Genomic DNA, 26,981 nt, shown 5'->3' with positions numbered 1-26,981 from the left:
TCCATACGAGGACCTCTACAGGCGAAGGATCGCTCTGCTGCTGAAACTTCTGCAATTTGGGGAGATTCTCGCACATTGCATGGTGATGTCCTTGGGTAAATACCACTGAGCCATCAGCTGTCGGCGCTTGGCGTAATCGACGCGAGCGTCGCATACGTCCAGTTCCTCTGCGACGCGGTCCACGGCGTCCTCGAAGACCGGCCACAAACCGTCAGAGGCGAACGCGCGGCCCAGCACGTTGAGGGTCTGCCTGGCGCTGCTTTCGGGAATGTCCAGGGCTGGTGCGCACTGACGCCAGGTTCTGCCGGAGATCAGCTCGAGGACCCGCAGCGATGCGGCGCGGCGCAAGTAGCGCTGCATCTCGTACGTGACGGATGGCAGCCGTTCGATGAGCGGCGCGAAGTGGGCGTCAAAGAGTGGTTGTGGCAGAGCTGGTGGCACCTCTTCGACACGGTATCGGTGACCGGTTGGCACCATTCGCGGGATCGCCCTGTTGGAGTGACCGTAGACGCGGCGAGCCGCAGCGCGCGCGAGAGTGACGGAAATGTCAGCGGCACTGAGTATCTTGCTGAGGTATCTCATCTGTCGTCCGTAAGCCTCGCGGGCCAGCGGCTGGACGCGCTCGTGCAACGAAGTGAGTTCCCGGCTACCGAGCAGAGTGTCAGCAGCCAGAAGCAGCGCGCCGCACTGTGCGGCGTCGGGAGGGGCAGGTCTGGTCTGGACATGCCGGCGGTTTGCTGAACTGCCCTCCTCGGTCGTTCCGCTCACCGCGACGGGCGCGCACTGCGCGTCGACCAACGAGGCCAGAGCATCTGACGGCAGGAGCTCCGCACCGGCCGGCCAGCTGAGTTTGATCAGATGCGTTGCCATGACCAGGTCGGGGAAGAATGACGGGTCGACAGGCTGGCGGGAGCCGACCTGACGCTGTGCAGGGTCCAGTGACTGGTCCAGACGCTGCTGGAGGGCGAGCAACTCGTTGAGATCCTCGGAACCCAGAGGGCTGTCGCGGCCGGGGGTCCTATCGAGTCGCGCACCGCATGCGGCGTCCGCCCTGGAGGCGCGCTTGCGGATCTGATCGGCCACAACGATGTGTCGGCACTGCAGCGGGTGGAGGCCCGCGAGACGTGGGTGCTTGATCAGCCCGATTCCTCCGGAGCCCCTGGGGGACCTGTCCCAAGGCCGGGTAGTTAACGTTTTCGCAGGTCACGCAAAGGGTGTAGGGGTCCATGCTGTGGCGGCGTAGAGGCCGGGGCCGAGTTTGTGGATGAGGCCGGTCTCGGCCCATCTGGAGAGCTGCCGGTACATGGTCTCCATGGTGATGTCGCCGAAGTGGGAGGCGATGTCGCGGGGGCGCCAGAGGCGGGTGGGGTCTTCCTCGAGCAGGCCAAGGATCCGGTGACGGCGGCGGTCGGCGAGGGCGGTGTTCCGGTCGTCGCGGGAGATGGCGGGGAGTTGGGGGTGTAGTTCGCGAGGTTCGAGGACGCTGATGCCGAGACCGGTGATGGTGCGGCTGGTATCGGGCCTGCCGTCGTCATGGCGGGTGCTGTAACGGGACATTGGTGACTTGACCTTGCGGGTGGGTGCTGACGCGCTGCCGTCGGGGCGGCAGGAGACGGGCCAGGATCCGCTGCCCGATCAGCCCGACGCGACCGACATCGGCGGGTTCGGTGATGACGGCGGCGGCCTGGACGACCTGGTCGCGGGCGGTTTGGAGGGCGATGGTGAAACAGCAGCGGTCCGGATCGGTGCCGGGCTTGGACTCGGCGGCCTCGACCATCATGGTGCGCAGGGCCTGGTAGAGGGTGAGCAGGGCCCACATCTCCTGTTCGAGGCCGGCCGGGTCGCACGAGCGCAGGACGCGCCCGTTCATGATCGTGTGGCGGAGCGCGTAGTAGGCAGATTCGTGTTCCCACCGCTGGTGGTAGAGGCCCACCAGCACGGCCGCAGGGTAGCGGCCGACGTCGGTCAAGGTGGTGACCAGCCGGTAGGAGCCGGTGAAGACGGTGCCGTCCGCGCAGGTCACCGTGATGTTCGCGTCGATCACACGAACCTTCTCGGCGGCGATCACCGACAGGTATGAGCCGTCGGCGAGACGTGTAAGGACGGGGGTACGCCGGTTGCTGCGGAGCCGACCCAGGAACTGGGCGCGGGTCGCGGTGACGGAGGCGAGGGAGTCGTTGCCGTCGAAGCCCTTGTCCCACAGGACGAGCATGTCCGGCCGCAGGAGATGCAGCAGGCGCGAGGCATAGCTGGTCTCGCCCTCTGCGGTGGGACCGAACACCGTGCCGAGCAAGGCTCGTGTGCCGGTCTCGACCAGCGTCATCAACTCCATTGTGGGATAGCCGTGGTGGGAGGTTCGCCCCAGACAGGCTCTGTTTCGCCTGGAGTCGGGGACCTTCTGGGAACTGCAGCCGTCGAATGACACAGTCCGGTATGGCCCGAACCGCACGCCGGGTGTCGTCGGCCGGGCCAGAGGCCCCGCGAGAACCTCGAATAGCGCCCGCACCGGCGCACTGCCCAGTCGTCGGCGCAGATCACGCAGGGCGTTCGGTGTCGGGGAGGCCACCGGCACTTCGGCCAGCCCGGCCGTCAGCTTGTCCCAGACCAGCCGGTAGCCGACTTCAGGGAACAGACACATCGCGAGCAGGAAGTAGATCCCGACCCGCGACGGGAGATCACGCAGTCGCCGCTGCACCGACCGCGTCTCCTCCAGGACCGCGTCGACCAGCTCGAACGGAACGACGGCCGTCAGCTCGCCCAGATGCCCGGGCGCGAACCTGCCCGCGGCCACTGTGACTGTATGGGTGATGGTCATCACCGGGGACGGCAGGACAGGATGAAACGGCAACGGAGCTCCTCAAGTACAAGCTGTCTTGGACGACTGCCTGTACCAACGAGCTCCGCTGTTCTGCGTCGGAAATCCTTCAACTGGCTTGCGTGACCTGCGAAAACGTTAACTACCCGGCCGTGGGAACAAGGCCCGACCGCCGAGGGCGAGGAACAGGGGTTGCGGCCCACCTTCCTCCGCCTCGACACGAACCGGATCAACACGGCCGGCCCGGTGCTCGTCCACAACGCGGGACAGCAGGCCGACCCCGGGCAGGACCAGCGCGTCATCCGCCTCGAACTGACCGGCGTCTTGATCAGCTACCAACTGGATGTGCTCTGGGAGCGCTTCGAGCCCACCATTGGGGAGATGATGACGGCACTCACCGATCCGGTCGTTCTTCCCGCCAAGCGCGCCAGATTGCTGGCCCGCGCCTTCCGGCTGTACTGGGAGTACGACGAGATCGCCGTATTCGTCGCGGTCCCCCTGGCCGAGAACATCCTGCGCCGCTACCTCCAACTGCACATTCCGGTGATCAACCTAGCCAAGGGCAATTCCGCCGGCGGTGTCGGCCAGCTGGGGGGTCTCCTGCGCTCCCTGGCCGATACGCCGGACTTGGCCGGAAGCGCATGGGCCAGGAGTTTCCTGCTGCTGCTCGCCGAACCGACGGCGGGGCCGAACCTCCGGAACGCCATCGCGCACGATCTGTGGGAGTCGCTTCCCCCGCGCCACCAGACGGCGATGGTCCTGCTGGTCGCATTGGTCTTCCTCCGCGCGGCGTCGGCCGGTTCTACCGGCGAGGCAGCAGGTTGAGGCCACTTCGGCCAACGAGGTCTCCGTGCCGTGATCCGGTCGGTGAGTCTCGGCTATGCCGGGGCGGCGGCAGATCCGGGCGATTGGTCGCAGACCAATGCCACCTGATCTGCGTAGTGTCCAAGGCGATGAAGGAGGTGCGTTCTATCTCCCGTGCTGCCGGAGGCGCGGCGGGTTTGGTTGACTGCCGCGACCAGGCGAGTGGTGCTTTCCCCGGCCCGTCGTAGCGCGGTGAGCACGGGGCTGTGGAGGTAGTCACCTTGAGTGACATGAGCCCAGACCAGGGCGGTGGCTGCCTGCGAACTGGGCGATGTCGGACGTCCTTTGAGAGTGGTGAGTCCCTCGCACAGCGCCGCCCAGTCGTCCTCGGGCAGTTGCCACGTGGCCAGCGTGCGGCGGCGTTGGGCGTAGCTGATCCGAGGCGTGCTGCCGTCCAGAGTGCGAGCGACTTGTTCGACGGCGCGGTCGAACGGTTCTCGCGATGCGGTGGTGGCGAAGAGGTGCTTGAGGACCTTCAGGCTCTGTTGTGTGGTGTTCCACGGCAGGGCGAGCGTTCGTGCACATGCGGACCATGTGCCGCCGGCGGCCATCTCGACGAGCTTCAAGGAAGCGGCGCGGCGTAGGTGGCGTGCGTTCCATTCCGTGAGCGGCCCGATTTCGCTGCAAAGTTCGCTGAAGTGCCTGGTGAACAGGTCGGCGGGCAGAAGCGCGGGGACGTGTTCACCAGAGAAGCTGCACTCTCGGGACGGCGCGTGGAGTTTCGCATTGCGATGGCCGCCTGCCTGGTAGAAGCCGTTGGTCCGACGGGCGAGTGCGCGGGCGAGGTTCGGTGAGAAGTCCATGCGGCGGAACCCCGCGGCCATATTGGGCGGCAGACGGTCGAATGCCGTCCGGGCCAGCAGCTGGACGTGCTCGCGCAGGTTGGTGCCGTCACCTTCGTGGTAGTCGAGCAGTGTGTCGGCGGCCAGGAGGAGTGCTGCGGACTGGGCGGGATCGTCGGGAGCGGGCCACGGGCTGGAGGGACGTGGGCCCGGATGGAGCGGCTGAGCGAGTTGCCTGGAGATCGCCATGGCGTGGGTGTCGACGAGGGCGGCCAGGTGCGCGGAGCGGATCAGACCGGCCCCCGCCGGCCAACTGAACTTGATTAGGTGTGCGATGGCGATCAGATCGGGGAAGTAGTGCGGGGTTGATCTACCAGGTTGCGGATGTTCGGGGAAGAGGCGCTGATTAATGCGGAGTTGGAGCGAGCGAATCTGGCCCAGGTCCTGGGGCGTCATTTCCGGCGGGCCGGGGACGGTCCGATCGAGACGGCCTGCACAGAAGAGGTCGGTGCCGGCCGAGCGGGATTGCGTGGCAGGTAGAGGATGACGACACTGTGCAGGATGAGTGCCGGTTCTGGCGCGTTCCATGAGCAGGCCGACGCGCTCTGTCCGCGGGGGACGGTTGGGTGCGTTGTGGCAGTGAGGGCACACAGCGGACAGTAGGACCGAGTGTTCGGGACAAGCGAAGACAACGGGAAGGTGCCAGCGCAGTTTCCAGGCGCCACCGAGAGCGTTCTGCACGGGGGTCCCGTCGCCTGCCAGGCACCGGGGGCAGAAGCGGCTGGACAGGTTCATGGCCCAACGCCGTCGTGTGGCGGCGTAATTGCAGCCCTGGTTCAGGTTGGGGCTGCCGAGGGGCGCGTAGGTGGAGGTGAGTCCAGATCCGGCGAATGTGAGCGCCTGTACCTCGGTGGGGGTGAGTCGTGCGGATTCGGCAAGGGCGTGGGCGGGTTGCGCGGGTAAGGCGCGTAGATAGTCGGCCGGCAGACGGCGGTGCAAGGTGCTGAGCCCGCACAACTCGCCGACGCGGGCTGGGGACTGCCCAAGCCGGTAGGCCAGTCGGAGGATGTATCCGGGCAGCGACTCCTCCGGCAGCGGCTGCAGGCTCCGGGCCAGCGCACGGCGCCGTACCTCGGTCATCCGGCATCGGCTGCGGCCGGACCGTCGTCATCGAACACGGTGTTGCGACCCTTGGGCTTCTTCTTCTGCGTCGGCTCGTGGAGCGGGATGTGGGGCTGCTCGCCGGAAGCCGCGTCGAGGTCGGGCATATCGTCCGGGGTGACGGTGAACTGGTTGAGCAGTTCCTTGGTCAGGCGCTCACTCTTGTCCGCTATGGCGCGGCGGCAGCCGTGCTGGATGAGCTTTTCCAGGATCCCGACGACACCCTTGGTGCGCTTCCACAGGTACTCGGGCATGTCGCCCTCGGTGAGCATGCCGGCGGCGTTGGTCAGCAGCCGTAACTCGCGTTCCAGGCGCCGGAGATGGGCCACCCACGCCTGTATCTCCGCCGGCGTGACATACCTGAACGGGCCGAGGTCGACGAGTTGGAAGCGGCGTTCATGCTGACTGGCGGCGTGGTCGTTGGGGCTGCGGCCGCGGTCCTTGACCGGCTCGTAGACCCACTCCTCGGTCTTGGGATCGCGGCGGCCTTCGCGCAGCAGGCCCGACGTGGGGATGCCGACGCCGACGAGGATGAGGGTGACAGGCATGCTCATCATTTCGCGGATGAGGTCGAGGACGTCCTGGTCGGCTTCCCGGTGGAGCTTGAGACGGGTGATGTCGTCGATCACGAGAGCCTTGGTGGCGTGCTCGACGACGGCGGTCTTCACGGTACGTACGAGGTCTTCCAGACGCATGCCCTTGTAGTCCTCGCCATAGAAGTCGAGGATCCGCTGGCAGGTGGAGATGGGGGTGGCCTTGACCGGGCAGCGGACGTAGGCGACGGGGGCGACCAGGTCGCGGGTGCCCGGCATGGCGTCGGGGTTCGCGTAGTTGTGGAGGGCCAGCCATTCTTTCTGGAAGACGGCCAGGGCTTCACAGATGGTCTCAGTCTTGCCCTGGGCGCCGTCGCCGTTGACCATGATGCCGCCGCGGGTTCCAGCCTTGTGGCTGTAGGCGCCGTCCTCAACGCGGGCGAGCACCGCGTGGGCGACGCGCTCGCTCATCGGGGTGGCCTGGATCGGCAGAGAGCTGTGCGTCGCAAGACGGTGCAGGTCGTGAATCCGCTTCTGGCGCTTCGTCAGGCGGCCGTACTCCTCGGCTGTGAGGATCGGTGCGGGGGCGAAGGCGTCGCGGGTCTCGCACCATCGGTTCCACCCTTCGACGGTGGTGCGGTCCACTGCCGGGCCGGGCAGGAACGACAGCGGGTTCTTCTTTGAGGTCACTGGCTGGCCTCTTCCTCGGCCTCGTCAGCCGTGATGATGGGGTCGTCATCGTCGAAGTCGTCTCCCAGCAGCGCCAACAGGCTGGAGGAGCTCAGCCGTTCGGACAGATCAGGAGGTGTGGGGAGCTCGTCGGTGACCGCGGCTTCGCGACGGCGTCGGCGTTCGCTGGTCACCGCGTCGTGTACCTGCTCGGCGCGGTCCTTCGGGCGCAGCGGGACGACCTTCCCGTCGGGCGAGCTCGGCTGCACTTCGGAAACGGAGGCGGGCTGCGCTGTCGGCTTCTTCTTGACCGCGTTCTTGGGCCGGTCGGCGGCCGCCGCGGCCGCCTGGGCGACTTCGCGTGCGTGCTCGGTGCGTTGCCGTTTGGAGAGCTGCGACGGCCACTTCTCGACTGGGATGTTGCCACCGATCAACTCCAAGAGCACGGGAAGGAGTTCGGTGTCCGATTTCGGGGCGAGACCCGTCTTGCGAAGTTCCCGCATGGCGTCACGGACTCGGGCGTCACTGAACGCGGGGACCTCGCCCTCCTCGGGCAGGCCCGTCCAGCGCAGCGTGTGCCAGTCGTGCGTATTCGGGTCCTTGAAGAACACGAAGCACGGATCACGCGGGTCTCGGTGGATCACGTACCTGTTCTTGTACTTCCCACCTCGGTGGGAGAGTTTTCCGCGGTAGGGATTGAGGGCCGGGCCGTCGTACCAGAGGTTCTGGACCTTCACGCCGCGCTTGCCGTGGATCATGAGCTTGTGCTGCGGCAGGAGCTGGTAGTACAGCTCAGCGGGCGGGATCCGCAGGGCGAAGCCGCCCTGGGACATCGCCGTCGCGAACAGACTGTTGGGGCTGTGGTCACCGCGGGGGTCCCAGCTGGGGGCGTACGAGCCGAAGCGCCGGTTCTGCCAGGTCTCGACGACCCAGGTGGCGATGATGTGCTCCATCTCCGTCACGGTCAGGCAGGCGTCGGCCTCCGGGTCCACGCCCCGGTCGGCGACGTCCGTGCCCTGGTAGCCGAGGAGGAGGGCGAACAGCAACGACCTGATGGCACCGAAGGTGCGCTCCACGGAGTGCTTGTCGGTCGGGCGCAGGACGCGGCTGGGCTTGATGTTCGCCTTGATGACCCGCTGCACCTCGACCAGGTGGTGGTTGCGGTAGACGGAGCCGTGGTCGGTGGTGACGGTCTCGGGAGCGAAGAACGGCAGCCCCGCGACCTCGTACCCGGCGAACTCCGCGACCACCGTGCCGGGGACACCGGGGTAGGCCCATTCCACGTTCTTGCCCCAGTCCGGACGCATCGGCAGCGGCATCATCATGTCCCGCAGCACCATCGCCACGTCGATCGACTTGTCGGAGACAAGGCTGAGGCGGAACGCGACGATCGAGCGGGTGTAGACGTCCACAGCCAGCGTCAGATACACGGACACCGGGTCGCCGAACACGTTGTCCAGCACCTTCACCGGCAGCAGCGTGCTGTCCAGGGCGACCACCTGGCCGGGCCGGTGGACCACGATGTGCCGGCCAGTTGCGTACTGCTTCGCCTTCGCCGCCGAGCGTACGTAGCGCTGCCGCCCTCCGTTGGAGCCGAACCACTCCTTCCAGATGGCCCGCAGGGTGTCGTAGCAGGGGATCTCCACACGTGAGATATCCGCGGGTTCGGCGTCCTCATCCGGATCCTCGGATTCGAATACCTCGCGTATGTACTGGTGGATGAGCCGCTCTACGTCCCGCATGGTCAATCTTGAGCGGCGCCCCGAGGCCTCGGCATAGACCGCGAAGAGGGCCTCGCGCAGTTCGGGGGAGATCGCGTGCCCGGTCGCTTCCCGCAGCCAGCGGTCGTCCGCGACGCCGATCGGACCGTACTTCGCCCGTGCGGTGTCCCACCGGACCAGCGTGCGCAGGCTCGCCTTGTGCAAGCCGTTCGCCTTCGCCTGCGCGGGGGCCTCGGCCGAGGCTTTCCGTAGCTCCTTCGCTTTCGCCTCGCGGCGCTGGGTCAGCGTGGTGGTGTCCGGGTCGTACTGCGGCCGCGGTTCATGCGGCAGCGCGTCGAGCGGATCGCCGCTGCGATACCCCGTCTCGGCCTCCAGCAGGTGCTCCACGCGGAGCATGACGATCTCGCGTTCGTGCTCCTCCAAGTCATCCAAAGACTTGGGCTGCCGACCCCGGTCCGCGGCCGGCAGATCCCTGCGGGTCCGAGTGGAGGGGCGGCAGTCGGGGCGATGCATCAGCTCGCTCAGCGAGGTCTTCCATACCTCGCCGTCCTCGTCGACGAGCGCGACCTGGCCCAGATGGGGCAGACAGGACCTGATCTCCCATGCACTGCCGCTGATGATCAACTCGGCGCCGGGCTCCAGGTTCCACGTGGATTCGAGCGCGGGGCTCACTGTGGCAGCTTCCGGTGATGCTGCTGGGGAGCGAGGCGGATCAGGCTCGCGTCTCCGAACGGCCCTGAGAGATCCGCGCCGAGGTGGCGGTGCCACAGCAAATGGATCGCATGGGCCCGGGCGATCGCCGGGATACGGCAGTGGTCCGCCAACTCGCCGAACGGCAGCGGTCCTTGCGCCGCAATCTCCCGTAACTGGTCCTGGACTCCCAGCACATCCGGTGTCGGGCGCCGCTCGGCGGAGAGCGCGTCCACGTTCGTCCACACATGCTGGTGCCATCCCGCCACGACGCCGTACTGCCAGCCTGCCGACAATGCGGCCTCTGCTGTGGCGGCGAACTTCAGCGCGTCCTCCGGCTTGATCCGATCCGCCGGACGAACGTCGATCAAGAGGAGCCCGGACTCCGTCACCAGGAGAAAGTCCGGGGTGTGGTGGATCGCCTTGCCGCCGGAGAGGAACCGCAGCCGGAAGGGCTGGCATAAGGCCTCCACCAGGCCGGCCGCGAAGTCGGCGACCAGCAGCAGGCGCTCCTCCTCGTGGCTCTCGAAGCCATGGTGGCGGTCGGTGGCCATCAGATATTCGAGCCCAGGGCGGTGGAACTGGTCCGTGCGCCAGGTGAAGCGGCGCACGGGAGTACTACGCCGCAGATCCACCTTGTCCAGGTCGTGTACCGGGCTGGTGATTGGAGTGCGGCCGAACTTCCATGTAGTTGTCCAGCGCGCGGGCCACTGCGCATCGAGGTCCAAGGTCTTCACATGTTCGGTGAACCCGGTGTCCAGAAGAGCGAGGTCTTCAAGGCGGCAGGCGTCCGACCAGACAGCTTGGGAGGGTGCCGGTGGTGCCGAATGCCAACTTCTGGCGGAATAAAGCGAGTTCATCTGGGGCCTGCCCTGTCTCATGATCCTTAACTCAGGAGCGAGACGACGGTACGACGCATGGGGCACCGTGACACGGCCACACTCTCGAGAGTTACACGTTCGAGTGAATCTGGGGGTGGAACTGTCCGCAGAGAAAGCTCGGGCTGATCTGTTGTCGTGCAGAGCGCTCACGCGGGCCGCAAGGACGCCGGGATCGAGTGCACGCACATGCAGTTGAGGGCAGAGAAGGGATCGATCGGGATGGATGCCGCCGCACGGAGATCCCTGCCGCGCAGCCTGTCACCGTTGGAGTGTGAATCTCTGCCGGGCTATGTCCTGCGGCTGGCACATCGTCTGCGTCGATCGCCCGCCAGGATCGGCCAACTTACGGGACTGGTTCCCCTCCGGCTGCGCAGTACGGGTACGGGAGTGGCGCGTGGGTATTTCCCCGTCCACCAACTCGTGGAGTTGCGTCCGCACACGTTGGCGGCATTCGCCGCCGCCACAGGCCTCGCTCCGGACGAGGCTGCAGCCCTCGGGCTGCGCCGTCTCGCGCCTGCGTACCCTCCGCTGGCCCGGGCGGGCGCGCAGGGCGATGGTCGTGTACTGGCCACCTCCTGGGCCTTGTTGGCAGCGAGCAGGTTTTGTCCGATGTGTCTCGTTGGCGATCACAGCCCCGCACAGCGTGCCCATGGAGGGCCATGGCTGCAGCGCTGGCACCTTCCAGTGATTTTCGCGTGTACGCGACATCCGCGGGTCCTCGAAACTGACTGCCCCAAGTGCCACCGACCCATGGGTAGTTCAGGGAAGCGTCGGTCGACCCTGATTCTCCATCCTGTGAGTGAAGCACTGCACCCTGGGCTGTGCCGTCATCACGATGCCGACGCCCCCACTCGACGACCCCGAATGCTCTGCGGAGCGGACCTCTCCGGCCGGCGTGCCCCATCTCCTACGCTGTCGCCCGACCAGATGGCCCCGTATCTCGCGCTCCAGCGGCGCATTGAGCGCCAACTGAATTCCGGGGACCGTGGGTCCGGCTATTTCGACGATCTGATCATGGTCGCTCAGCTGATCAAGCTGTCCTGGCCTACGGCAGCGGATCTCGTGCCGATGCCGTCCTTCATGAGCGATGTCCTCGACGCTCATATAGAAGGCGTCCAGCGGACGCTGGCGAAGGCAGACGCCAACAATCCGAGGGGCGGAGAGCTGGGCGGCCCGCCACACCAAGCTCTTCCTTGTGCGGCACTTCTCCTGCAGGCCGACCAATTGCGTTCCGTCGGCGGACCCTCGGAGCTGTACGCCGCCATGCAGACGCTGGCTGAACGGGCCTTCCGGCAGAACAACCGCCGGTTCCTGGGTCTGTTCGAGAACCCGTCGCTGTCCGAACCCCTCGCTCGCGCCCTGGCACCACAACACCGAGGCTTCCTTGCCAAGGGGTCCCGAAGGGCGACCGACCGACTCCGACCCCCCTCACGCGCAAGCCAGTTCAGCACTCAGTACGTACCCCAACTCATTCCGCTCGGCTGGTACCACCGACACTTTCAGGGGTTCGCGGAACAGCTGACGGTCCCCTCGCGCGACAACGTCACCTTCATCCGCAGGGCAGCCTCCCTCAAACTCGTGGAGATGGCGTCCGGCAGCGCAGTGTCCACGTGTGCGCAACTCTTAGATATGCCCCGGAGCATTGTGCGGTCGTCTCTCACGCAGCTGCGAGGCCGCTGCCCCGACGGGGCATGGGCGCAGTTCCAGGAGGCGGTGGAGGCGATCGCGCACGAAATCGAACAGGACCCGGCTCGGATCGACTTTGCGCACCGACGGCAGCGACTGGCTCAGTGGGACATCCCGATCGGCGACTGGCGGGATCTCACGCGTGATCTGCGTCTCCAGGTCACTGAGCCGCGTCACCGTAGGGCGGGGTCAGTGATCGTGTGGACCCGCGCCACCGACGGCGATCACCTCTTCTGCCCGCTGGTGCGAGCCGAAGGGATCGGCGAGAGACTGCCCGACACGAAGGCGGTACTCAGGCAGGCAAACAAGTACTTCACCAGACAAACGAGTGGCCATGTCGCCCTACAAGGCCGGCTCGAGCGATACGCGGATCAGGTTGCAGCCCGGTGCGACCTGAACGCACCCCTGTCGGGCGTAGACACCACCGCCTGCCTGCGCAGATAGAGGCCTCCTCAAGACGCGACCTACATCCCCAGAGGCCCTCTTCGTCGGTGCGCCGAGCGAACCCTCGCGTGTGGTCGACGCGACACGGTGGCAAGGCTCGCCTTGGCCACATCTTGATCACGTGGCATCGTCGGGCGGACGACCGAGCTGGATCACACTGTTGACCCGGTTGGCGCTGCGGCTTCTCACGCTGACAGCGACCCGGATCAGTCCTGCGGGGCCGCCGTCCGGACGGCGCACCGCTTCGTCCGACCGTACGTCCACGTTCATGTACCCATGGATCCGGTGCGCGGTGTCGATGTGCAACGGCTCGAAGACGTCCGCGGCCACCGCCGCCATTTGCACGATCTTCCCGGAGCCTATGTGGATCGCGACCCGCGGCCCGCACTTCGTGTCCTACTCCCATCCCATGCCGACCCCCGGCAGTCGCAGAATGGTCCCGGCCCGCACCGTCACCGGCAGTTGGACACTCACGGGGCCAGAGCGCAGCCAACCGCTGCTCTGCACACTGAATGAGGGCGGCATCGTGATCAAGTGCTCCGTATCCGGCTGAGGCCGACACGGAACAGCATGCGAACCTTCCACTTGAAGCATCTCCACCGCATTCCGTCGACGTCCAGCCAGACCGTGTACGCCACGACGGTCACGTCCTGCCGGCCGACGTTGACCACCTCCGTCGCTACGGACCAGCCTCCGTCTCCAACTCGCTTGCGCAAGGCAAGCACCTGCACCCGCCCGCCCGTGAGCCAGTGGCTCCACATCTGCCAGAAGCCCCACAGCACCTGTCGCCGCACCGAACACAGAACGCGCAATAGTCCAGTTCATGGTCCATGAACGTTTAACCCTGCCGGCACCATGCCAGACAGCCGGCCGCGAACCCGAGAAGATCGAGCCAATCCCTCACGCCCACGACTGTCCGTAGCCACTCCCGTCAGACACCGATTTCTCCTGGCTCACCTCACGGTTGCCCACGCCGTGGACAAATCGAAGCGCATCGATTTCAGCCGCCCCCCGCACGTGCCCCCTTGTACGGGCCCCACCGCCCGGCACTAATGTCCGCCCCCGTCATATCGCGTGATCGCGAAACGGGGGCGGAATGCCGAGGCACGCTGCGCAAGTACTCACGGATCTGAACAAACCCTGGCACGTACAGGTGTACTCAACTCAGGCCCTGGTCGCGTCCGTTGAGGAGGCCGTCGCCAAGGACGACGAACAGCGCCGACTCGACGACCGCGAGATACCGCGTCGCAAGGAGGGGCTGAGGGCGATCCCCTCCGCCCACACGGGACTGTCCTTCACTGTGACTCCTTGGGAAGTGCTGCACGCCCTGGGGCGCGCGCTCGTCTTGGGGCGGCAGGGCGCGGGCCGAGGCCTGGCCGAGCACTGGGGTGGCCTGAAGTACTGCCAGGCACTGGAAGGCAAGTCCGGGGAGTACATGGCACTGTCGGCGGAGGGCCTCAATCCCCGGCGGCATTACAAGACGGTGCAGTCCAGCGAGTTGGGGAAGGGCTTCGCCCTCGTCCTCGCCGAGCGCATCGTCCGTAAGCAGTACCCGGATCATGCGGTCGCCGTGATCGACGCCGACATCGCACTGCAGGCCGGATGGGCACTGGTCGGCAGGGACGTACAGCGGCGTGACTGGGTGCGCCAGCGGCCCGATTTCCTGCTGGAGGCGTGGAAGCCCGGCGAGCCATCGAAGATCATCCCGCTGGCCTGCCGCGGGACCCACGCCAAGACGCCGTACGTGCAAACGCAGTTGGCGAGCGCCTCGGCCCAGGTGGAGGCCTTCCATATAGGCCCCTGGGGCGACACCCCGAGCCTGGTGATCTCCTCCGAACTGCTTGGTCAGGGCGGCGTCGTCGTGCACGCCCTGCACACCCCGGGCGCAGCCGCCCTGCACGTCGAGCCGGGCGATCCGGCAGCCGATGCGGACAAGGACCTTCGCGACGAGAACATCTACCCGGAGGTGCAATTCCCGCCGGACGAAGGCGAGGACAAGCCCAGGCGGGGTGGTGGATTCCAGGTCCTGCCCGAGCACTACGCCTGGTTCAAGCGAGCAACTGCGCGGGCCGGGGCGGCAGGGCTGATGGCTTTCACCGGCGGCGGGAACCCCACGGCCCAATACCTGACCAAGCGGCAGGGGCGGCAGTACTTCGAAGGATTCGTCCACGAGGGCACCGGGATCGTCCAGGACGCCGAACAGGTCATCAGCGGCACCCGCTTCCTGGGGACTGACCACGTATTCCGGCTCAACGGGACCCGCGTCGAAGCCTTCTCCGGTGTCGCGGAAGGCCTCTTCGAATTGCTGGCCGAGGGCAAGGTCGAACAGTACTGACGCAAGGCGCACGCACAGCGGGCCAAGTGGCGCTCAGGCCGCAACCCCCGCGACTGGGACGGCCCGGTCTCCCTGCGCGAGGACGGTTCCGTCATGGCCATGCGCCTCCTGAAAGAACCCGCCGAGAACGCCTGAAACCAGGTCCTGGCGGCGCACCGAACACGAAGAGCACAAGGCAAGGAGCAAGGGATGTAATCCGGGGGCCAGCAGTGGCAGTTGGCCGTACCGACTGGCGGAGACGCCCTGCGGCAGGAGCGGCTCACGCGCGACCTGTATGCCGCGTTGAGCGGTGTCGAGGGGCTCGTCCTCGGCTACGCCGACGACGGTGATGGGCCCGTCGCGGACGGGCGCAAGGGCGCCGGGGCCGGGGACGTGGCCGCAGCCTCACGTCCGGCCTCGCACGTCCTCATCACGCTGATCAAGGAGTGGTGCGCAAAGGAGCGGCACCGCAAGGTCGAAGTCATCTACGACGGGCACTCGGTCACCCTCACGGGCCGTCCGAACGCCGATCAGGAGCGTCTGGTCCGCGACTTCCTCGACCGGGTTACCGACGACACCGCAGAATCCCAGGACGAGGGTAGCTCCGCGGGAGGTGGCGCGTCGTGACAAGGACTACTCACCGCAGGGCCCTGCTGATCGGAAACGAGTTCTACGACGACGACCGCTACGGGCCGCTTCCGTCCACCCAGGCGGATGTATGGGGACTCGAACAGGTCCTGCTCAACCGCAACATCGGTGGCTTCACCTCGATTACCCGCCGCACCGACCTCACCGCCGACGACATGCGGCAGGCCATCACCGAATTCATTGCCGAATGCGGGCCGGAAGAGCTGGCGCTGGTGTACGTCTCCGGACATGGCACACGGCTGGTCCGCGCAGGCGGCGAGTTCTACTTCGTCGCCACGGACACGCACTTCGACCACGTCGCGGATACCGGCGTGAGCGCCGGGTTCGTCAACGAGCAGCTAGAACAGTGCTGGGCCCAGCAGAAGGTGGTGATGATCGACTGCTGCCGCAGCGGCGGCTTCGCGGTCGGCCTGCGCACCTCGGACCAGCCGGACCCCGAGCCGGTCGCGAATTCCGGCGAGAAGGCGCTGCTCACCAGCCGAGGCGTCTACGTCCTGTCCTTCTCACGGGCCGGCGAGGACTCCTACGCCGATGCCACCGACGAGATCAAGCCGTCCGTCTTCACCGGCGAAGTGATCGAGGCCCTGCGCCCCGGCAAGGTGGGCAAGAACGGCACGGGCGAGGTCACTGTCGGAGACCTCTTCGACTACGTCAACAGGCGCCGTATGCCGGTAGGCAACCTCGGGCCCCGGCAGCCGAACGAGGGAAGGTGGTCGTCACAGCTGGAGCACCGGGCCCTACCGCCGGAAGCATCGCGGACGGTGGCACCGAACTGTGCAGACATACGAGCAGGGGTCCACTCGCAGCGAGCCGGTGCGGTACGCCAACGATCAACTGATTCGGAGAAAGCACCCTGGAACCCCTTGTGACCTGCGATGTACCAAAGTGCCAACTATCTCTCTGATTTCGTACCGAGAGTCGCTGAACCTAGTCGGCATCACCGCAGGTCGGGAACGTTGCTGAGTGTCAACTACCGGACTTGGTCACACTGACGCTCTGTGACGAGGCTTTTTAGTTGGCATAAAAGCGGTGTAGTTGGCACCGGCTGCTGCCAGCAGTCAGTACGACGTGTAACCGCTGGGCTTTGGGGGCATAGGGCGTTTGACCTGAGCTTCAGGCAGGCGGGTTGGGGGCCTTCGGGCTGTACGCGTCCGCTTCTTGCGCTACCGCAACGTCCGTGTCGACGGACAGATCCTCGTCTTGGCCGCAGGACCTGCCAGGTGCGTCGCGTATGGAGCTAGGCGCTGCCGCAGTCGGAATCGCTGGCCGTGGCCGAGGTCGACCTCGTGGAAGTGGCCTATCAGTGTTGTGAGGCCTTGGGTATCGCCGGCGCTGCGTACCGCGACCGCGAAGGGGGACCGCGGTGGTTCACCCCGCGTGACATCGCTCCACACGACGATCGACATGAAGCGGGGATCCATCTGGGTCCGCAGGCGCTCGAGCTGGTGGAGGTTGCCGAAGAGGCGGTCCCGGTCGGAGTCGGGCATGCACCAGCTTCCCATTCTGCGCCGGCGGTTGGCGTAGTCGATTCGGTTCTCCTGGGCGTCGAGGTCGTCCGCGATTTGCTCGACGATGTGAGTGAAGAGTGGCCACAGTCGCGCGTCGCTGAGTCGGCGCATGATCGCACTGAAGTGCTCAAGCCGCAGGTGTGAAAGGCCGAGCAGGTGCTGCGATGGGACTTAGCCCTGCGTTGTCCGTGAGGCCGCTCAACTGGGCGAGGCGTCGCAGTGTGCGCCCCAGTCGGTACGACGTGCAGAGCAGGAAGCCGACCAGGGATTCCTCGGGTAGGGGGACGAGGCTCCGGGCGAGCTATCTGGACGACGGGCGTTTCCGTTCAGCGCGGTGTTGCGGGTTCCCTGCTCGGCTAGCCGGACCCAGCGGCGCACGGTATCGGGATGCACTCCGAGTTCGTCAGCGAGGCTGCCGTACGTGGGTTTCGGGTTGGCCTGCCGGTATCTCTGCACCGCGTAGTTGCGCAACTCCAGCGCGTACCCCACTCAGCCGGCCACTGAACACCGAGTTGACACGCACGCGGTCCTCGCGTGCTGGGCCACTTTGCCGCTCGGAGGCCACTGTCGTGACCGGCGCATTCGTGCGGGTCTCCATCACGGTTTTCGGTCAGGTAGGGATGGAAGTCGTCATTGTCATGGGGTGTGACGGGCTCCAGGAAACTCCCCGTAGTGTCCGCGCAGAGTGTCGTCGAGTCCCTGTCTGGGCGGCGGTTGCCCGGGTCCTTGCTCGGTTGGTGCGGTCTGTCAACTGCGTCGATCACGTCGTGCTGGCCTGCGCGAAAGGTCGGGACATGGGGGTGTTGTCCGCATCTCTCCTGATGCGCTGATGGCGACAGGAGGCATCGCTGCGGCTGGTCATGTGCCTGGTGGCTCTGTGCCGAGGAGCGGCAGGGCAGGTGTCATCGAACACGAGCACGACGACCGATTCCGGTCATCTCGGATCAACCAGACTCCCCCCTTAGTGGGTCCGTCGCATCCTGTGGGTGAGCGTATTCGCGCTGTGATCAATCCGATGGCGATCTGGACGTGAGAAGGGACTGCGGTGAGTGATGTATTGGGGTTTCCCGTGATGGCGGCATCGGCGCTCACGCAGGCCATCGGGTTCCTTTATCGTCGTGCCGAGGTCGTCCTCGATCGTCGCGCTGCCCGCCGCAGGCCCGGTGAGGCGGAGCCTTCGCAGCAGATCCCGGCTGTCGTGGCGGGAGACCCGGGCGGAGTGCTGGACTTCGATCCGGGCAACGTTACCGACGAACGGGCACAGCGGCTCGAGGAGTTGCTCGAGGTGCTCGGCTTGTATGCCGAGCAGGACTCCTCGGCGGACGGCCAGGACGAGCGGCTGCGGCGGGCCATGGGCGGACTTCGCAACGTGCTGGAGGAGGTGTACCAGCGGCGTATCACGTTTGTTGGCGAGGACCGGCCCTCGAGCGGCCGACGGATCGTGACGAAGGTCGGCGACGTCCAGGGCGTCTCACGAGCTCTGAAAGCCCGACGCGTTTCCAGCACAGCATCCTTCGACATCGAACACACCGCAGAGGTCGTCCATCCCGGCGGCGAGATGACCAGCGCCGAGTTCGACGAACTGAACTGAGCACTTCTTCGGGGTGACCACCCCGAGAGCCGATTGCTCGATCATCAACGGGGAGAACCCGCATGGAATCACCCCTGCCCGGAGAGCCTGACGAGCGCGTCAACTCCGCGCAGCCTTCGTTCACGGATGGCGCGTCGGCCGCATATGGGCAGAGATGGAGTACGGACCAGACCGGAACGGAAAACGGGCGGACGGACCTTCCCGTCTCCGGCGTCGGCTTTAGCGCGGCGGACCCTGTGCCGTCGCCGCGTGCCGGTAACGGTGACGATGACGGCGGGGGGAGGCTGGACGAGCCCGGCACCTCGCCTGAGACTGACGATCCCATGGTGCGAGAGGCGCGGCGGGTGCTGCGTGCGGCCGTAGCGGACCTGCGTCAGGAAGCGCTCTTCAACTTCGGCGAGATGAACGCGGTGAAGCTCACCGCGGTGCTCGGGCAGTTGCTGGAGCACTCGGAACTGCCACGGCCCTACCTGAAGACGGTACGGGCCGTGTTCGCCGAACCCGACGGCTATCAGAAGACCTACGACAGGCTTGCGAACCCGGGCGCCGTACTCGTCCTGCCCCGCGAACCGGATGCCGGCCGGACGTTTACCGCCCACGCGCTCTTGGCTGATCTGCACTTTCGCACTGGTGCACGCGTGGGTCCGCTGGACTTCGGCGGCACCAACCGCTTCCCCGTGCGCCGTCTGCCGACCGAGGAGAACGCCGCGTATCTGCTGGACCTGCCCACTGACGAGGACGGGAACCTTGCGGTCGCGGACGACTTTGGCGCCGCACTCCACCACATTCAACGCGTGCTCGAGAAGCGCTCCTCCCGGCTGATCGTCCTGACTACGCCGGAGCAGTGGCAGCGCATCCAGACTGGCGCCCCGGAAGATCTCGTTCCCGACCTGGGCCGTCCCGATCCGGTGAAGGTGGCCAGAGCCTGGCTCACAGCAGAAGCTCCCGACCTGGACACGAGCCTGTGGCTGTCCGACTCACGGATCCGGGAGCTCCTTGACGGGCAGGCCCCTTCGGACGTTCTGCAGACCGTCGCCCTGATCCTCAAAGCGGATGCGTCTCGGTCCGCAGCCCGAGTCGAGAACGCAGCCGACGAGGGAACGGACACCGCGGACGACCCGAGCGGCTTCAACGACAGTGTGCTCAGCGTCGTCAAAGCCCGTACCGACTGGCGCAGGGAACTGCTCGACTGGCACAGCAAACCGGGCCGGACAAACTTCGAGCGGAACTTCCTGCTGGTGGCTGCGCTCCTCAGGAACGCAGCCGTCGCGCATGTGTATGTCAAGACGGCGGAACTGTGCAAGGCATTCAGTACCTCCGTCTCGCTGCGGGGCCAGGAAGCGCCAGGCGTCCTGGAGTTGGTCGACAAGATCGAAGCCGACCTTCACCCCGTACGGGACACCCTCGACTTCGGCCGGCCAGGTTGGGACGACGCAGTCCTCAGCTACTTCTGGATCGACCGTCCCGCAGCCCGCAAGGCATTCCTGAGCTGGATGGCGCAGGCCCCCGCGATCACCGGCACCAACGAATTTCTGGAGTCGTTCACCCGCGAGGAACGGCTCCTGCTGGCGAACCGAGTCGGTGCGTTCGCCGTCCGATGGGCCGCGCGGCACCGCAAAGCGGACCCTCTGGAGAAGATCATCTCCGCGTGGCAGCGCGACAGCGATCTGTGGAACGCGGCGATCGACCTGGTCTCCGCCGCCGCATTCCACCCGACGATGGCGCGATTCGTTCACGAACTCCTCTTGCGCTGGTCCAAGAGCAAGGAGGACGCGGCCCTGCCCCGGCTCGCCGTTGAGGTGTGCGCAGGAGAATTCGGCCGCCGTCACACCACCAAGGCCATGGTGCGCCTCAAGCACGCCGCAGCCTCGGACGACCCTGCCGTGCAGAGGTCCCTGTACGCCGCGGTCCGCACGATCTGGGCCGAATCCACAGCCCGCGAGGGCCTGTTCAACGCAATCAGAACCTGGTGCGCACCGGACTCCGACCGGCTTGTCTCGGGCCGCCGATCCTTCGCCGCCCTGGCCACACTGACCACTGACCATGGCGAAGGCAGGGCACCTGTACCCGTCCTGCTCCAAAACAGCGCGGCCGACAGTGACTTTCTGCCGACACCCGAAGGCCTGTCGACCGGCTGGAGCGCTCTGCTCTCCGCGCCCGCTCACGAAGCCGAGCCCGCTGCGGCGCTCGCATTGTGGATGGACGCCGCTCACCAGGACAAGGATCTGCAGCCGCTCGTGTTCGGGGCGCTGCGAGGGTCCTTGAACCATGCCGACCCCGAGCAGGCGCGAGAGCTCCGTAACCGGCTAAACGACCTGCTGTACGCCTGGCAGCCCTTCCCCGCGACCGACGCGGACCCCAGGCGGGTGCAGCTGCGCCATGAGCTGACCGACCTTCTCTTCCACGATCGAAGCCGAGCCGTCGCCAAGTTTCATCCGCGCACTGTGCGCCGTGCGGAGGACGTGTGAGACGACACAAGCGAAGGGGCGCTTCCGAGCGACAACGTGACCGCTCCGCCAGCTGGGTTCGCGAGTTCTCGGACCTACTTCACAGCTGCGACGAAGGTCTGCACTTCACGGCAGCTTTCCGAGTCGAATGGCAACGCCCGGCTGACGGGGCGGTCGGCCCCGCATCTCCGGGAGACGCGGGGCGCCCTGTACGGCTTCTCGCTGAAAGCCTCGCGTCGCAGCGCAGCATCCTGCGGTACGAGGCCACCGAGCAAGACATCAACCATGAACTTCGCCGCCGCCTTCCCTGGACGATCGATGGCGTCGAGATCGTGTGGGCAAACGTGACCCTTTCTATAGACGAACACGCACGCACATGCGCGGCGCGCATCGCCCGGTTACGAAGCGAGGAAGAACTCGCAGAACTGGCACGCCATCAGGTCTCCGCTCGTATCCGGTTCATGCAGGAGGAGATCCTGCGCACGCCGGCCACCGCCCGCCTCTACCTGATGCTGGAGCAGGCCGGACAGGAGCTACCTTCTGGAACCGACGTCGACGCCCTCGTGAAGGCCGTCCAGCAATGGCATCCCCAGGCGCAATGGGTTGTCGTGGCCCAACTGCTGCACACCTTTCTCGGCAACCTCAACCCCCGTGACGCGGGTGATCTCCTGGGTACTTTACGTGCCTTGTTCTTGGAATACGGAGAGAAGGAACTTGCCGAACAACTCCCCATCGGCGAACCGGTTCCGGAAGTTGAGCACCGGACGTGAGGCCGACGGACGACGGCCGACTGGCTCTGTTACGGATCTTGCTTTCTCCTCGAACGAGCTGGCAGGCGTGGCAGGTGATGCGCCGGGAGCCGCACACGCTCAGCTTTGACGCCGCATGGCGGTGTGCCCGGATCAGGGCGCGTCCTGAGGAGGCCCCATATCTGATGCACGGGCATACGGCAGAGCCTGACGAGTGAGGAGGTGAGGCAGCCAGGCCGCCAACTTGACCTCAGAGTGTGGGTCCACTGCGGAATCCGAGTCGCTGCGGTACGAGACCGGAGTCAGTCGATCGAACTTGGTCCTTGCGCAGAACCCTGCAACCTCGACAAGTTTCTCAACCTGCCAGTCAAGTCCGCCGCGAGCTCGCCGTGCGGGGCGTCAAGCCTATTTTCCCAAGATGGGAAATCCTGGCATTGGAGTTATTCCGCGGGTGGCGGATTCACCCGGCACCCCTTGTGACCTGCGGTGTACCTATGTGCCAAGTATCTCTCCTTTGATTTCCTCCCCGGGAGAGTCAAAGGTACTTGGCATCACCGTAGGTCAGGAACGTGGCCTATTGTCAACTAAAAGACTTGGTCACACGGTCCGCGAATGTCGACGCCAGTCGGCACATATCGAGGTTGGCCGGCTCAGAAGAGGCACCGCTTCACGACGACATGGCCGATGGGCTACGAGGCAGCGTCACCGAATCCGGTCTCGTGCTCCCTCCTCGGCGACCTCGGCCGGGTCGCCCGGCGTCACCTCCTCCGTCTCGGCGGCTTCAGCGTGATCTGGCGAGGAACCTGCTACCCGGGAAGCTGCGACTCCTGAGGAGGAGACTCACGGGAACAGGAAGTTGGCGATCGTGGCGTCGACCACCTGTGAGACCGAAGCGAGCGACGTGTTGTCACCCGGTGACCGGTTCTGAAAGACCACGACGAAGTCCCGTCCGGTCCCGTCCTCACGCACGATCGCCGCCTCGGACGCCACCATGGTGCCGCTCTTGAGCGGCCCCACTCCGATCTTCGAGTGCCGCGTGCGGAACTGCACATGGGCGTCGTCACGGCTCAGGAAGAAGTGCGTTCTCTGTACCGCCTGGAACAGAAGATTCAGCATGGCGGCGTCGCTTGCCGCGTCGACGAGAGGGTCAGGGCCCGCCAGGAACGTGAACAGTCGAGCCATTTGGCGGACGGACGTCCCCTGAGCGGTGGACTCGTCGTTCACGCAGGGAATGCGTTGCGGCGGAAATCCGTTCCCGAAGTCACCGCACAACCACATGCCGTCCGCGGTCTCCGGGTCCGCCGTCGCCTCGTCGTCGAAGAACTCGGCTGTGGCCGCCGCCTTGGTGAGATAGCCGAAGCCGAGGCCGTGCACCATCGCGCCGGCGGCCGTGTTGTCGCCGTCCACGATCGCGTCGAAGAGATTCCCGAAGAAGCCCTGGGAGAAGTTGACCGTCGAATCGGGCTGCACCGTGAAGACCTGGTCCCAGCGGGGCAGCAGGAACCCGTCCAGGTTCGCACCGGCGAGCTGTGACACCCGGCTCTCGTTGATGGCGTCGTCGAAGGCGCCGCGCAGCATCGGGATGACATTCTCGGGCGTCGGAGCGGGCTGAACTCCCGCAATGAACTCGTTCGCCGCCCTGCGCAGTTCGAACGCGGCCCACCGGCCGGCGGTCTTCAAGAGGCTGGCGGAGTAATGGATCTCGGTCTCGAGCAGACCGGCGAAACCGTGGGTGTCGGATTCGTTCAGGGCGACGATCGCGATCGGTGTGCTCTCGAGCCCCGAGCCGAGGGATGCCATCGCATTGTCCAGGGCTTGCTGGAGGTCCCCGTCGGGATCGAAGGGATCGGGTTTTCTGTCCGGGAACAACGCCATCATGACCTCCGGGGCCGCGGCAGCAGCGGTCAGTCCGCGCCGCCCAGCCGTGCAGACGGCCACAGGTTGAGTCGCCCGACGGCCTCCTGCACGTCCTGCGGCCAGAGCCAGAGGCGATACACCGGATCCACGAGGAAGTAGTCCTCCGGACCGTGCAGCTCCCGAGTGCGCAGGTCGGCGCAGTAGCGTTGACGCCAGGAGAGCTCCTGCACGGCAGTCAGCGGGCTGCCTTCGGTCTTCTTCTTGGTGACCGAGTGCAACTTCTCGACCGCGCGGTACTCGTACGCCAGGAGCAGGTCGGGATCGGCCCAGATCCCGCGCTTCTCGGCGACGGCTGTTTCGGCGGCTGCCAGCATCAGGGGCAGGTCCCGCTCTCCCGGAATGGACGGGTAGATGATGAACGGCGCGGACCATCCCGCCCTCACCAGGTCCAGGTTGAACGTCGATCGTTGCTGCAGGTCCATCGTGGCGAGTTCCTGCCGCGAGTAGCTGGGAGCGATGTAGGCCAGGAGACGATGGTTGTCGTCGAACGCCGTGTCCGTGATGCGGATGAACAGATTGCGCGGTGTGCCGTTGGGCCGGGCCAGCCGCGTCTCGATGTTCCGCTTGGCGAAGTCCGACGCGGCGGTGCCCTGCTGGAACTGGAGGGTTCCCGCGCGTCCGCTGTCGAGCTTGCCGATCAGGAACTCGGCCAGGCCGGGAGTGATGGGCGCGACGCCCTCCCGTATCCACCTGGCCAATTCGACGAACTTCTGATCGATGATTGCCGCACGCTCGGCAGTACCGGCCGTCACCTCGGGGGTGTCCACGGAGAGCATGCGGATCGGCATCCTGATGGAGGGCGTGTCACCGTCGTGCACGTCGGTGAGGGCACGAGCCCCCAACGACGGCATGGTCACGCCTTCCGGCGACCACAGAACCTGTACGGGATCGATCACGACCGCTCCTCGTTCGAGTGCGGTGCCATTCGAAAGTCCGGAACCCCGGCTGCGCGCCACTGCGACAAGCATTCCGCTGCGAATGGCGGAAGTCGGCGCATCGCGGATCTGTCAAACCACCTCGGTTACCAGGCTATCCCCGGTGAGCGAATCACGCAGCGCGCCCACTTGTACGGGCGACGTGGCCCTCCGGTGACACGCCGTACTGCCCACCGGTGACCGGCTGCACCGCGTCCCCACCCGCATACGCTGTGCGGCCACCCCTCCCGGTCACATCTTGAAAGCGATTGCCCGGATCCGGCCCGGCACGCGCCCGGCACCGTACAAACCGCGCAGGCGGGCCGCCATACTGGACCGGCCGGGGTGGGCGCAGCGAGGTGACGGGGGCGACAACACGAGATGGCGGAAACCAGGCTGATCCAGGGCCGGTACCGACTGCTGGATCTCATCGGGCGGGGCGGCATGGGCGAGGTGTGGCGTGCGCGCGACGAGTCGCTCGGCCGGCATGTGGCCGTCAAGTGCCTCAAGCCGCTCGGGTCCCAGCCCGACCGCTCCTTCACCCAGGTTCTTCGGGAACGCTTCCGTCGCGAGGCCCGGGTCGCCGCCGCGCTCCAGCACAGGGGCGTGACCGTCGTCCACGACTTCGGCGAGCACGACGGCGTGCTCTACCTCGTGATGGAGCTGCTCGAGGGCCGCAATCTCAGCCAGTTGCTCGACGACAACAAGCAGCAGCCGCTTCCCGTCGGCGATGTCGTCGACATCGCCGACCAGATCGCCGACGCCCTCGACTACACGCACGAACAGGGCATCGTCCACCGGGATCTCAAGCCGGCGAACATCATGCGGCTCACCGGCGGCGGGGTGAAGATCTGCGACTTCGGCATAGCGCGCCTCGGCGAGGACATCGGCTTCACGTCCAAGCTCACCGGCACCGGCATCGCCATGGGGACACCGCACTACATGTCACCGGAGCAGATCGGCGGGAGCGAGGTCGACCACCGCAGCGACCTGTACTCGCTGGGCTGTGTGCTCTACGAGCTCGCCACCGGCGCCCCGCCGTTCGACGTCGGTGACACCTGGTCGATCCTCGTCGGGCACCGGGACACGGTCCCGCGACCGCTGCGGGAACACCGCGACGAGATCCCCGAGTTCCTCGACCTGATGGTGCTCGATCTGCTGGCCAAGACCCCGGAGGAACGGCCCGGCGCCGCCGGTGACCTGCGCCGCCGTATCCATGCGGCGGGCCATGTGCGCCGGCGGCCGGCCGTGGTGCCCCTGCAGCGCGAGCCCCGGCCGGACACCTCGCGCGAGCAGGCCCTGCCGTACTGGACGCGCAACATGACCACCGGCCACAAGGCGACCGGCGCGTACGCAGCGCAGTCGGTGCCGCCGGGGCTCGACCACACGGCGGCGCTGACCGGCGAGTGGACTGTGCGGCCGGCGGCCGCCGTCGCGCCGGGAGCCGCCCGGGTGCCCGCCCAGGGCGGCGGGCGGCCCACCCCGCCGCCAGAACTGCTCGCCGTCCTTGCCACCCGGCACAACGCCGGTCTCAGCCTCGGCCGCCTCGGCCGCTGGGAGGAGGCGGGCGAGGTGCACCGGGCGGTGGCCGTCGAACGCGAGGCCCTGCTGGGCTCCGACCACCCCGACACCCTGTCCAGTCGCTACGAGATCGGGTTCAGCCTCAGCCGTACCGGTCGCGCGGCAGTGGCGCTCGAGGAGTTCGAGCACGTCGCCACGGGCCGTGAGCGCGCCCTCGGCACCGACCACCCCGACACGCTCGCCGCCCGGCAGGAGGCCGCCTACGTGCTGGGCGGGCTCGGACGGCACACCGAGGCCGACCGGCTGTACCGGGCGGTCCTCGAGGCCCGCGAGCGGACCGTGGGCGCCGACCATCCCGACACGCTGCGCTGCCGGCACAATCTGGCCTTCAACCTGAGCCGCATGGGGAGGCTTGAGGACTCCTGCCGGATCGCCGAGGACGTCGCGCGGGCCCGCGCACGGGTGCTCGGCGCGACCCACCCCGACACCCTGGTCACCCGGTACGAAGTCGCCTACGCACTCGGCATGCTCGGCCGCTGGGCCGAGGCGCTCGTCGCCTACCAGGACGTCGCGGCCGCCCGCGCGCAGTCCCTGGGGCCCGACCACCCCGACACCCTCGCGGCCCGCTACGAGATCGGCATCTGCCTCGGCCGCCTCGGCCGCGGGGCGGAGGCCCTGGAGCTGTACCGCGGCCTCGTCGGCGACCGGACCCGCGTCCGCGGCGCCGACGACCCGGAAACCCTTCGCGCCCGGCACGGCCTGGGAGTCAACCTCGGCCGGCTCGGCCGCTGGGAGGAAGCACTGGCCGAGTCGCGGGAGGTGAGCGCCCTGCGCGAGCGGGTGCTCGGCCCCGACCACCCCGACACCCTGGTGAGCCGGCGGGAAGTGGCGGTGGCGCTCGGCTGGCTGGCCCGCTGGGCCGACGCCCTCGGCGTGTACGAGCAGGTGGCCGGCGATCGTGAGCGGGTGCTGGGGCCCGAGCATCCCGACACGCTGTCCAGCCGGAACGACGAGGCCCACTGCCTGGAACAGCTCGGGCGCCACGCGGAAGCGGTCGAGCTGTACCGGCGGGTCGCCACGCTGCGCCGGACCGTGGCGGAAGCGGAGCCCGGCGGTTAGGGTCCGG

The 26,981-nt window shown here is 66.8% G+C and carries 22 protein-coding genes and 2 pseudogenes; 11 read left to right on the top strand and 13 right to left on the bottom strand.

Annotated elements, in window-relative coordinates; genetic code table 11:
• Positions 1-15: 15 nt before the first annotated feature.
• From ACFYV1_RS27720 to ACFYV1_RS27710, 3 genes are all read right to left on the bottom strand, one after another.
• Positions 16-1,083 carry a hypothetical protein gene (locus ACFYV1_RS27720; RefSeq protein ID WP_389398319.1) on the bottom strand — a complete coding sequence of 356 codons (1,068 nt, stop codon included), beginning with the start codon at positions 1,081-1,083 and terminating at the stop codon, positions 16-18.
• A 120-nt stretch (positions 1,084-1,203) separates the two neighbouring features.
• Positions 1,204-1,557, bottom strand: coding sequence for a hypothetical protein (locus ACFYV1_RS27715; RefSeq protein WP_389398318.1), 354 nt, complete (start codon positions 1,555-1,557; stop codon positions 1,204-1,206).
• Complete coding sequence (locus ACFYV1_RS27710; protein WP_389398317.1) at positions 1,532-2,815, bottom strand: IS4 family transposase; 1,284 nt, start codon at positions 2,813-2,815, stop codon at positions 1,532-1,534. Before ACFYV1_RS27710 ends, ACFYV1_RS27715 begins: the two co-directional genes overlap by 26 nt.
• A 192-nt stretch (positions 2,816-3,007) precedes the next feature.
• On the opposite strand from ACFYV1_RS27710, the gene ACFYV1_RS27705 reads away from it, so the two are divergent.
• Positions 3,008-3,640, top strand: coding sequence for a hypothetical protein (locus ACFYV1_RS27705; protein WP_389398316.1), 633 nt, complete (start codon positions 3,008-3,010; stop codon positions 3,638-3,640).
• 53 nt (positions 3,641-3,693) lie between these two features.
• On the opposite strand, the gene ACFYV1_RS27700 is transcribed toward ACFYV1_RS27705, so the two are convergent.
• The 5 genes and pseudogenes from ACFYV1_RS27700 to ACFYV1_RS27680 all read right to left on the bottom strand — a co-directional run bounded on the left by ACFYV1_RS27700 (position 3,694) and on the right by ACFYV1_RS27680 (position 10,095).
• Positions 3,694-4,917 carry a hypothetical protein gene (locus ACFYV1_RS27700; RefSeq protein WP_389398489.1) on the bottom strand — a complete coding sequence of 408 codons (1,224 nt, stop codon included), beginning with the start codon at positions 4,915-4,917 and terminating at the stop codon, positions 3,694-3,696.
• 213 nt (positions 4,918-5,130) lie between these two features.
• A pseudogene (locus ACFYV1_RS27695) lies at positions 5,131-5,601 on the bottom strand (TniQ family protein); the annotation flags it as partial.
• The gene (locus ACFYV1_RS27690; RefSeq protein WP_389398315.1) at positions 5,598-6,845 is read right to left on the bottom strand and encodes an AAA family ATPase; all 1,248 of its coding nucleotides are present in this window, start codon (positions 6,843-6,845) and stop codon (positions 5,598-5,600) included. The pseudogene ACFYV1_RS27695 and the gene ACFYV1_RS27690, both read right to left, overlap by 4 nt.
• Positions 6,842-9,217, bottom strand: a complete 2,376-nt coding sequence (locus tag ACFYV1_RS27685) for a transposase (RefSeq protein ID WP_389398314.1) — start codon at positions 9,215-9,217, stop codon at positions 6,842-6,844. The genes ACFYV1_RS27690 and ACFYV1_RS27685 overlap by 4 nt, the downstream gene beginning before the upstream one ends.
• Positions 9,214-10,095 (bottom strand): TnsA-like heteromeric transposase endonuclease subunit, encoded by an 882-nt coding sequence (locus ACFYV1_RS27680; protein WP_389398313.1) that lies wholly within the window; start codon positions 10,093-10,095, stop codon positions 9,214-9,216. The genes ACFYV1_RS27685 and ACFYV1_RS27680 overlap by 4 nt, the downstream gene beginning before the upstream one ends.
• A 207-nt stretch (positions 10,096-10,302) precedes the next feature.
• On the opposite strand from ACFYV1_RS27680, the pseudogene ACFYV1_RS27675 reads away from it, so the two are divergent.
• Both ACFYV1_RS27675 and ACFYV1_RS27670 read left to right on the top strand, forming a co-directional pair.
• Positions 10,303-10,821 (top strand): annotated as a pseudogene (locus tag ACFYV1_RS27675) (TniQ family protein); the annotation flags it as partial.
• Positions 10,822-11,043: 222 nt separating this feature from the next.
• Positions 11,044-12,246 (top strand): hypothetical protein, encoded by a 1,203-nt coding sequence (locus tag ACFYV1_RS27670; RefSeq protein ID WP_389398488.1) that lies wholly within the window; start codon positions 11,044-11,046, stop codon positions 12,244-12,246.
• 117 nt (positions 12,247-12,363) lie between these two features.
• Here the strand turns inward: ACFYV1_RS27670 and ACFYV1_RS27665 are convergent, their stop codons facing one another.
• On the bottom strand, positions 12,364-12,585 hold the full coding sequence (locus ACFYV1_RS27665) for a hypothetical protein (RefSeq protein WP_389398312.1): 222 nt from the start codon (positions 12,583-12,585) through the stop codon (positions 12,364-12,366).
• Between the two features lie 191 nt (positions 12,586-12,776).
• The gene (locus ACFYV1_RS27660; protein ID WP_389398311.1) at positions 12,777-13,040 is read right to left on the bottom strand and encodes a hypothetical protein; all 264 of its coding nucleotides are present in this window, start codon (positions 13,038-13,040) and stop codon (positions 12,777-12,779) included.
• A gap of 521 nt (positions 13,041-13,561) precedes the next feature.
• On the opposite strand from ACFYV1_RS27660, the gene ACFYV1_RS27655 reads away from it, so the two are divergent.
• From ACFYV1_RS27655 to ACFYV1_RS27640, 4 genes are all read left to right on the top strand, one after another.
• Complete coding sequence (locus ACFYV1_RS27655; RefSeq protein ID WP_389398310.1) at positions 13,562-14,581, top strand: hypothetical protein; 1,020 nt, start codon at positions 13,562-13,564, stop codon at positions 14,579-14,581.
• 216 nt (positions 14,582-14,797) lie between these two features.
• Positions 14,798-15,187, top strand: coding sequence for a hypothetical protein (locus ACFYV1_RS27650; RefSeq protein WP_389398309.1), 390 nt, complete (start codon positions 14,798-14,800; stop codon positions 15,185-15,187).
• Positions 15,184-16,077: a caspase domain-containing protein gene (locus tag ACFYV1_RS27645; RefSeq protein ID WP_389398308.1), complete on the top strand. Its 894-nt coding sequence runs from the start codon at positions 15,184-15,186 to the stop codon at positions 16,075-16,077. The genes ACFYV1_RS27650 and ACFYV1_RS27645 overlap by 4 nt, the downstream gene beginning before the upstream one ends.
• 399 nt (positions 16,078-16,476) lie before the next feature.
• Entirely contained in the window at positions 16,477-16,860 is a 384-nt protein-coding gene (locus ACFYV1_RS27640; RefSeq protein ID WP_389398307.1) for a hypothetical protein, read from the top strand.
• A gap of 54 nt (positions 16,861-16,914) precedes the next feature.
• Here ACFYV1_RS27640 and ACFYV1_RS27635 read toward each other — a convergent pair whose 3' ends face one another.
• The gene (locus tag ACFYV1_RS27635; protein WP_389398306.1) at positions 16,915-17,205 is read right to left on the bottom strand and encodes a transposase; all 291 of its coding nucleotides are present in this window, start codon (positions 17,203-17,205) and stop codon (positions 16,915-16,917) included.
• 583 nt (positions 17,206-17,788) lie between these two features.
• Here ACFYV1_RS27635 and ACFYV1_RS27630 point away from each other — a divergent pair.
• The 3 genes from ACFYV1_RS27630 to ACFYV1_RS27620 all read left to right on the top strand — a co-directional run bounded on the left by ACFYV1_RS27630 (position 17,789) and on the right by ACFYV1_RS27620 (position 21,524).
• The gene (locus ACFYV1_RS27630; RefSeq protein ID WP_389398305.1) at positions 17,789-18,307 is read left to right on the top strand and encodes a hypothetical protein; all 519 of its coding nucleotides are present in this window, start codon (positions 17,789-17,791) and stop codon (positions 18,305-18,307) included.
• A gap of 62 nt (positions 18,308-18,369) precedes the next feature.
• Positions 18,370-20,775, top strand: a complete 2,406-nt coding sequence (locus ACFYV1_RS27625; RefSeq protein WP_389398304.1) for a hypothetical protein — start codon at positions 18,370-18,372, stop codon at positions 20,773-20,775.
• Positions 20,772-21,524 carry a hypothetical protein gene (locus ACFYV1_RS27620; RefSeq protein ID WP_389398303.1) on the top strand — a complete coding sequence of 251 codons (753 nt, stop codon included), beginning with the start codon at positions 20,772-20,774 and terminating at the stop codon, positions 21,522-21,524. The genes ACFYV1_RS27625 and ACFYV1_RS27620 overlap by 4 nt, the downstream gene beginning before the upstream one ends.
• An 819-nt stretch (positions 21,525-22,343) precedes the next feature.
• On the opposite strand, the gene ACFYV1_RS27615 is transcribed toward ACFYV1_RS27620, so the two are convergent.
• Both ACFYV1_RS27615 and ACFYV1_RS27610 read right to left on the bottom strand, forming a co-directional pair.
• On the bottom strand, positions 22,344-23,303 hold the full coding sequence (locus tag ACFYV1_RS27615; RefSeq protein WP_389398302.1) for a hypothetical protein: 960 nt from the start codon (positions 23,301-23,303) through the stop codon (positions 22,344-22,346).
• Between the two features lie 104 nt (positions 23,304-23,407).
• Positions 23,408-24,316 carry a thermonuclease family protein gene (locus ACFYV1_RS27610; protein WP_389398301.1) on the bottom strand — a complete coding sequence of 303 codons (909 nt, stop codon included), beginning with the start codon at positions 24,314-24,316 and terminating at the stop codon, positions 23,408-23,410.
• Positions 24,317-24,715: 399 nt separating this feature from the next.
• Between ACFYV1_RS27610 and ACFYV1_RS27605 the strand changes: the two genes are divergently transcribed.
• Positions 24,716-26,974: a tetratricopeptide repeat protein gene (locus ACFYV1_RS27605; protein ID WP_389398300.1), complete on the top strand. Its 2,259-nt coding sequence runs from the start codon at positions 24,716-24,718 to the stop codon at positions 26,972-26,974.
• Positions 26,975-26,981: the final 7 nt, after the last annotated feature.

It is taken from the genome of Streptomyces sp. NPDC003023 (assembly GCF_042888225.1).
GTDB lineage: Bacteria > Actinomycetota > Actinomycetes > Streptomycetales > Streptomycetaceae > Streptomyces.
This window is presented reverse-complemented; position numbering and strand designations above follow the sequence as displayed.

Bases quoted from the DNA above. Each gene is read 5' to 3' on its own strand.
- ACFYV1_RS27715 (WP_389398318.1), bottom strand. From the start codon at position 1,557: ATGTCCCGTTACAGCACCCGCCATGACGACGGCAGGCCCGATACCAGC.
- ACFYV1_RS27710 (WP_389398317.1), bottom strand. From the start codon at position 2,815: ATGACCATCACCCATACAGTCACAGTGGCCGCGGGCAGGTTCGCGCCC.
- ACFYV1_RS27700 (WP_389398489.1), bottom strand. From the start codon at position 4,917: ATGACGCCCCAGGACCTGGGCCAGATTCGCTCGCTCCAACTCCGCATT.
- ACFYV1_RS27680 (WP_389398313.1), bottom strand. From the start codon at position 10,095: ATGAACTCGCTTTATTCCGCCAGAAGTTGGCATTCGGCACCACCGGCA.
- ACFYV1_RS27670 (WP_389398488.1), top strand. From the start codon at position 11,044: ATGGCCCCGTATCTCGCGCTCCAGCGGCGCATTGAGCGCCAACTGAAT.
- ACFYV1_RS27665 (WP_389398312.1), bottom strand. From the start codon at position 12,585: ATGGCGGCGGTGGCCGCGGACGTCTTCGAGCCGTTGCACATCGACACC.
- ACFYV1_RS27630 (WP_389398305.1), top strand. From the start codon at position 17,789: ATGGCGGCATCGGCGCTCACGCAGGCCATCGGGTTCCTTTATCGTCGT.
- ACFYV1_RS27625 (WP_389398304.1), top strand. From the start codon at position 18,370: ATGGAATCACCCCTGCCCGGAGAGCCTGACGAGCGCGTCAACTCCGCG.
- ACFYV1_RS27615 (WP_389398302.1), bottom strand. From the start codon at position 23,303: ATGGCATCCCTCGGCTCGGGGCTCGAGAGCACACCGATCGCGATCGTC.
- ACFYV1_RS27605 (WP_389398300.1), top strand. From the start codon at position 24,716: ATGGCGGAAACCAGGCTGATCCAGGGCCGGTACCGACTGCTGGATCTC.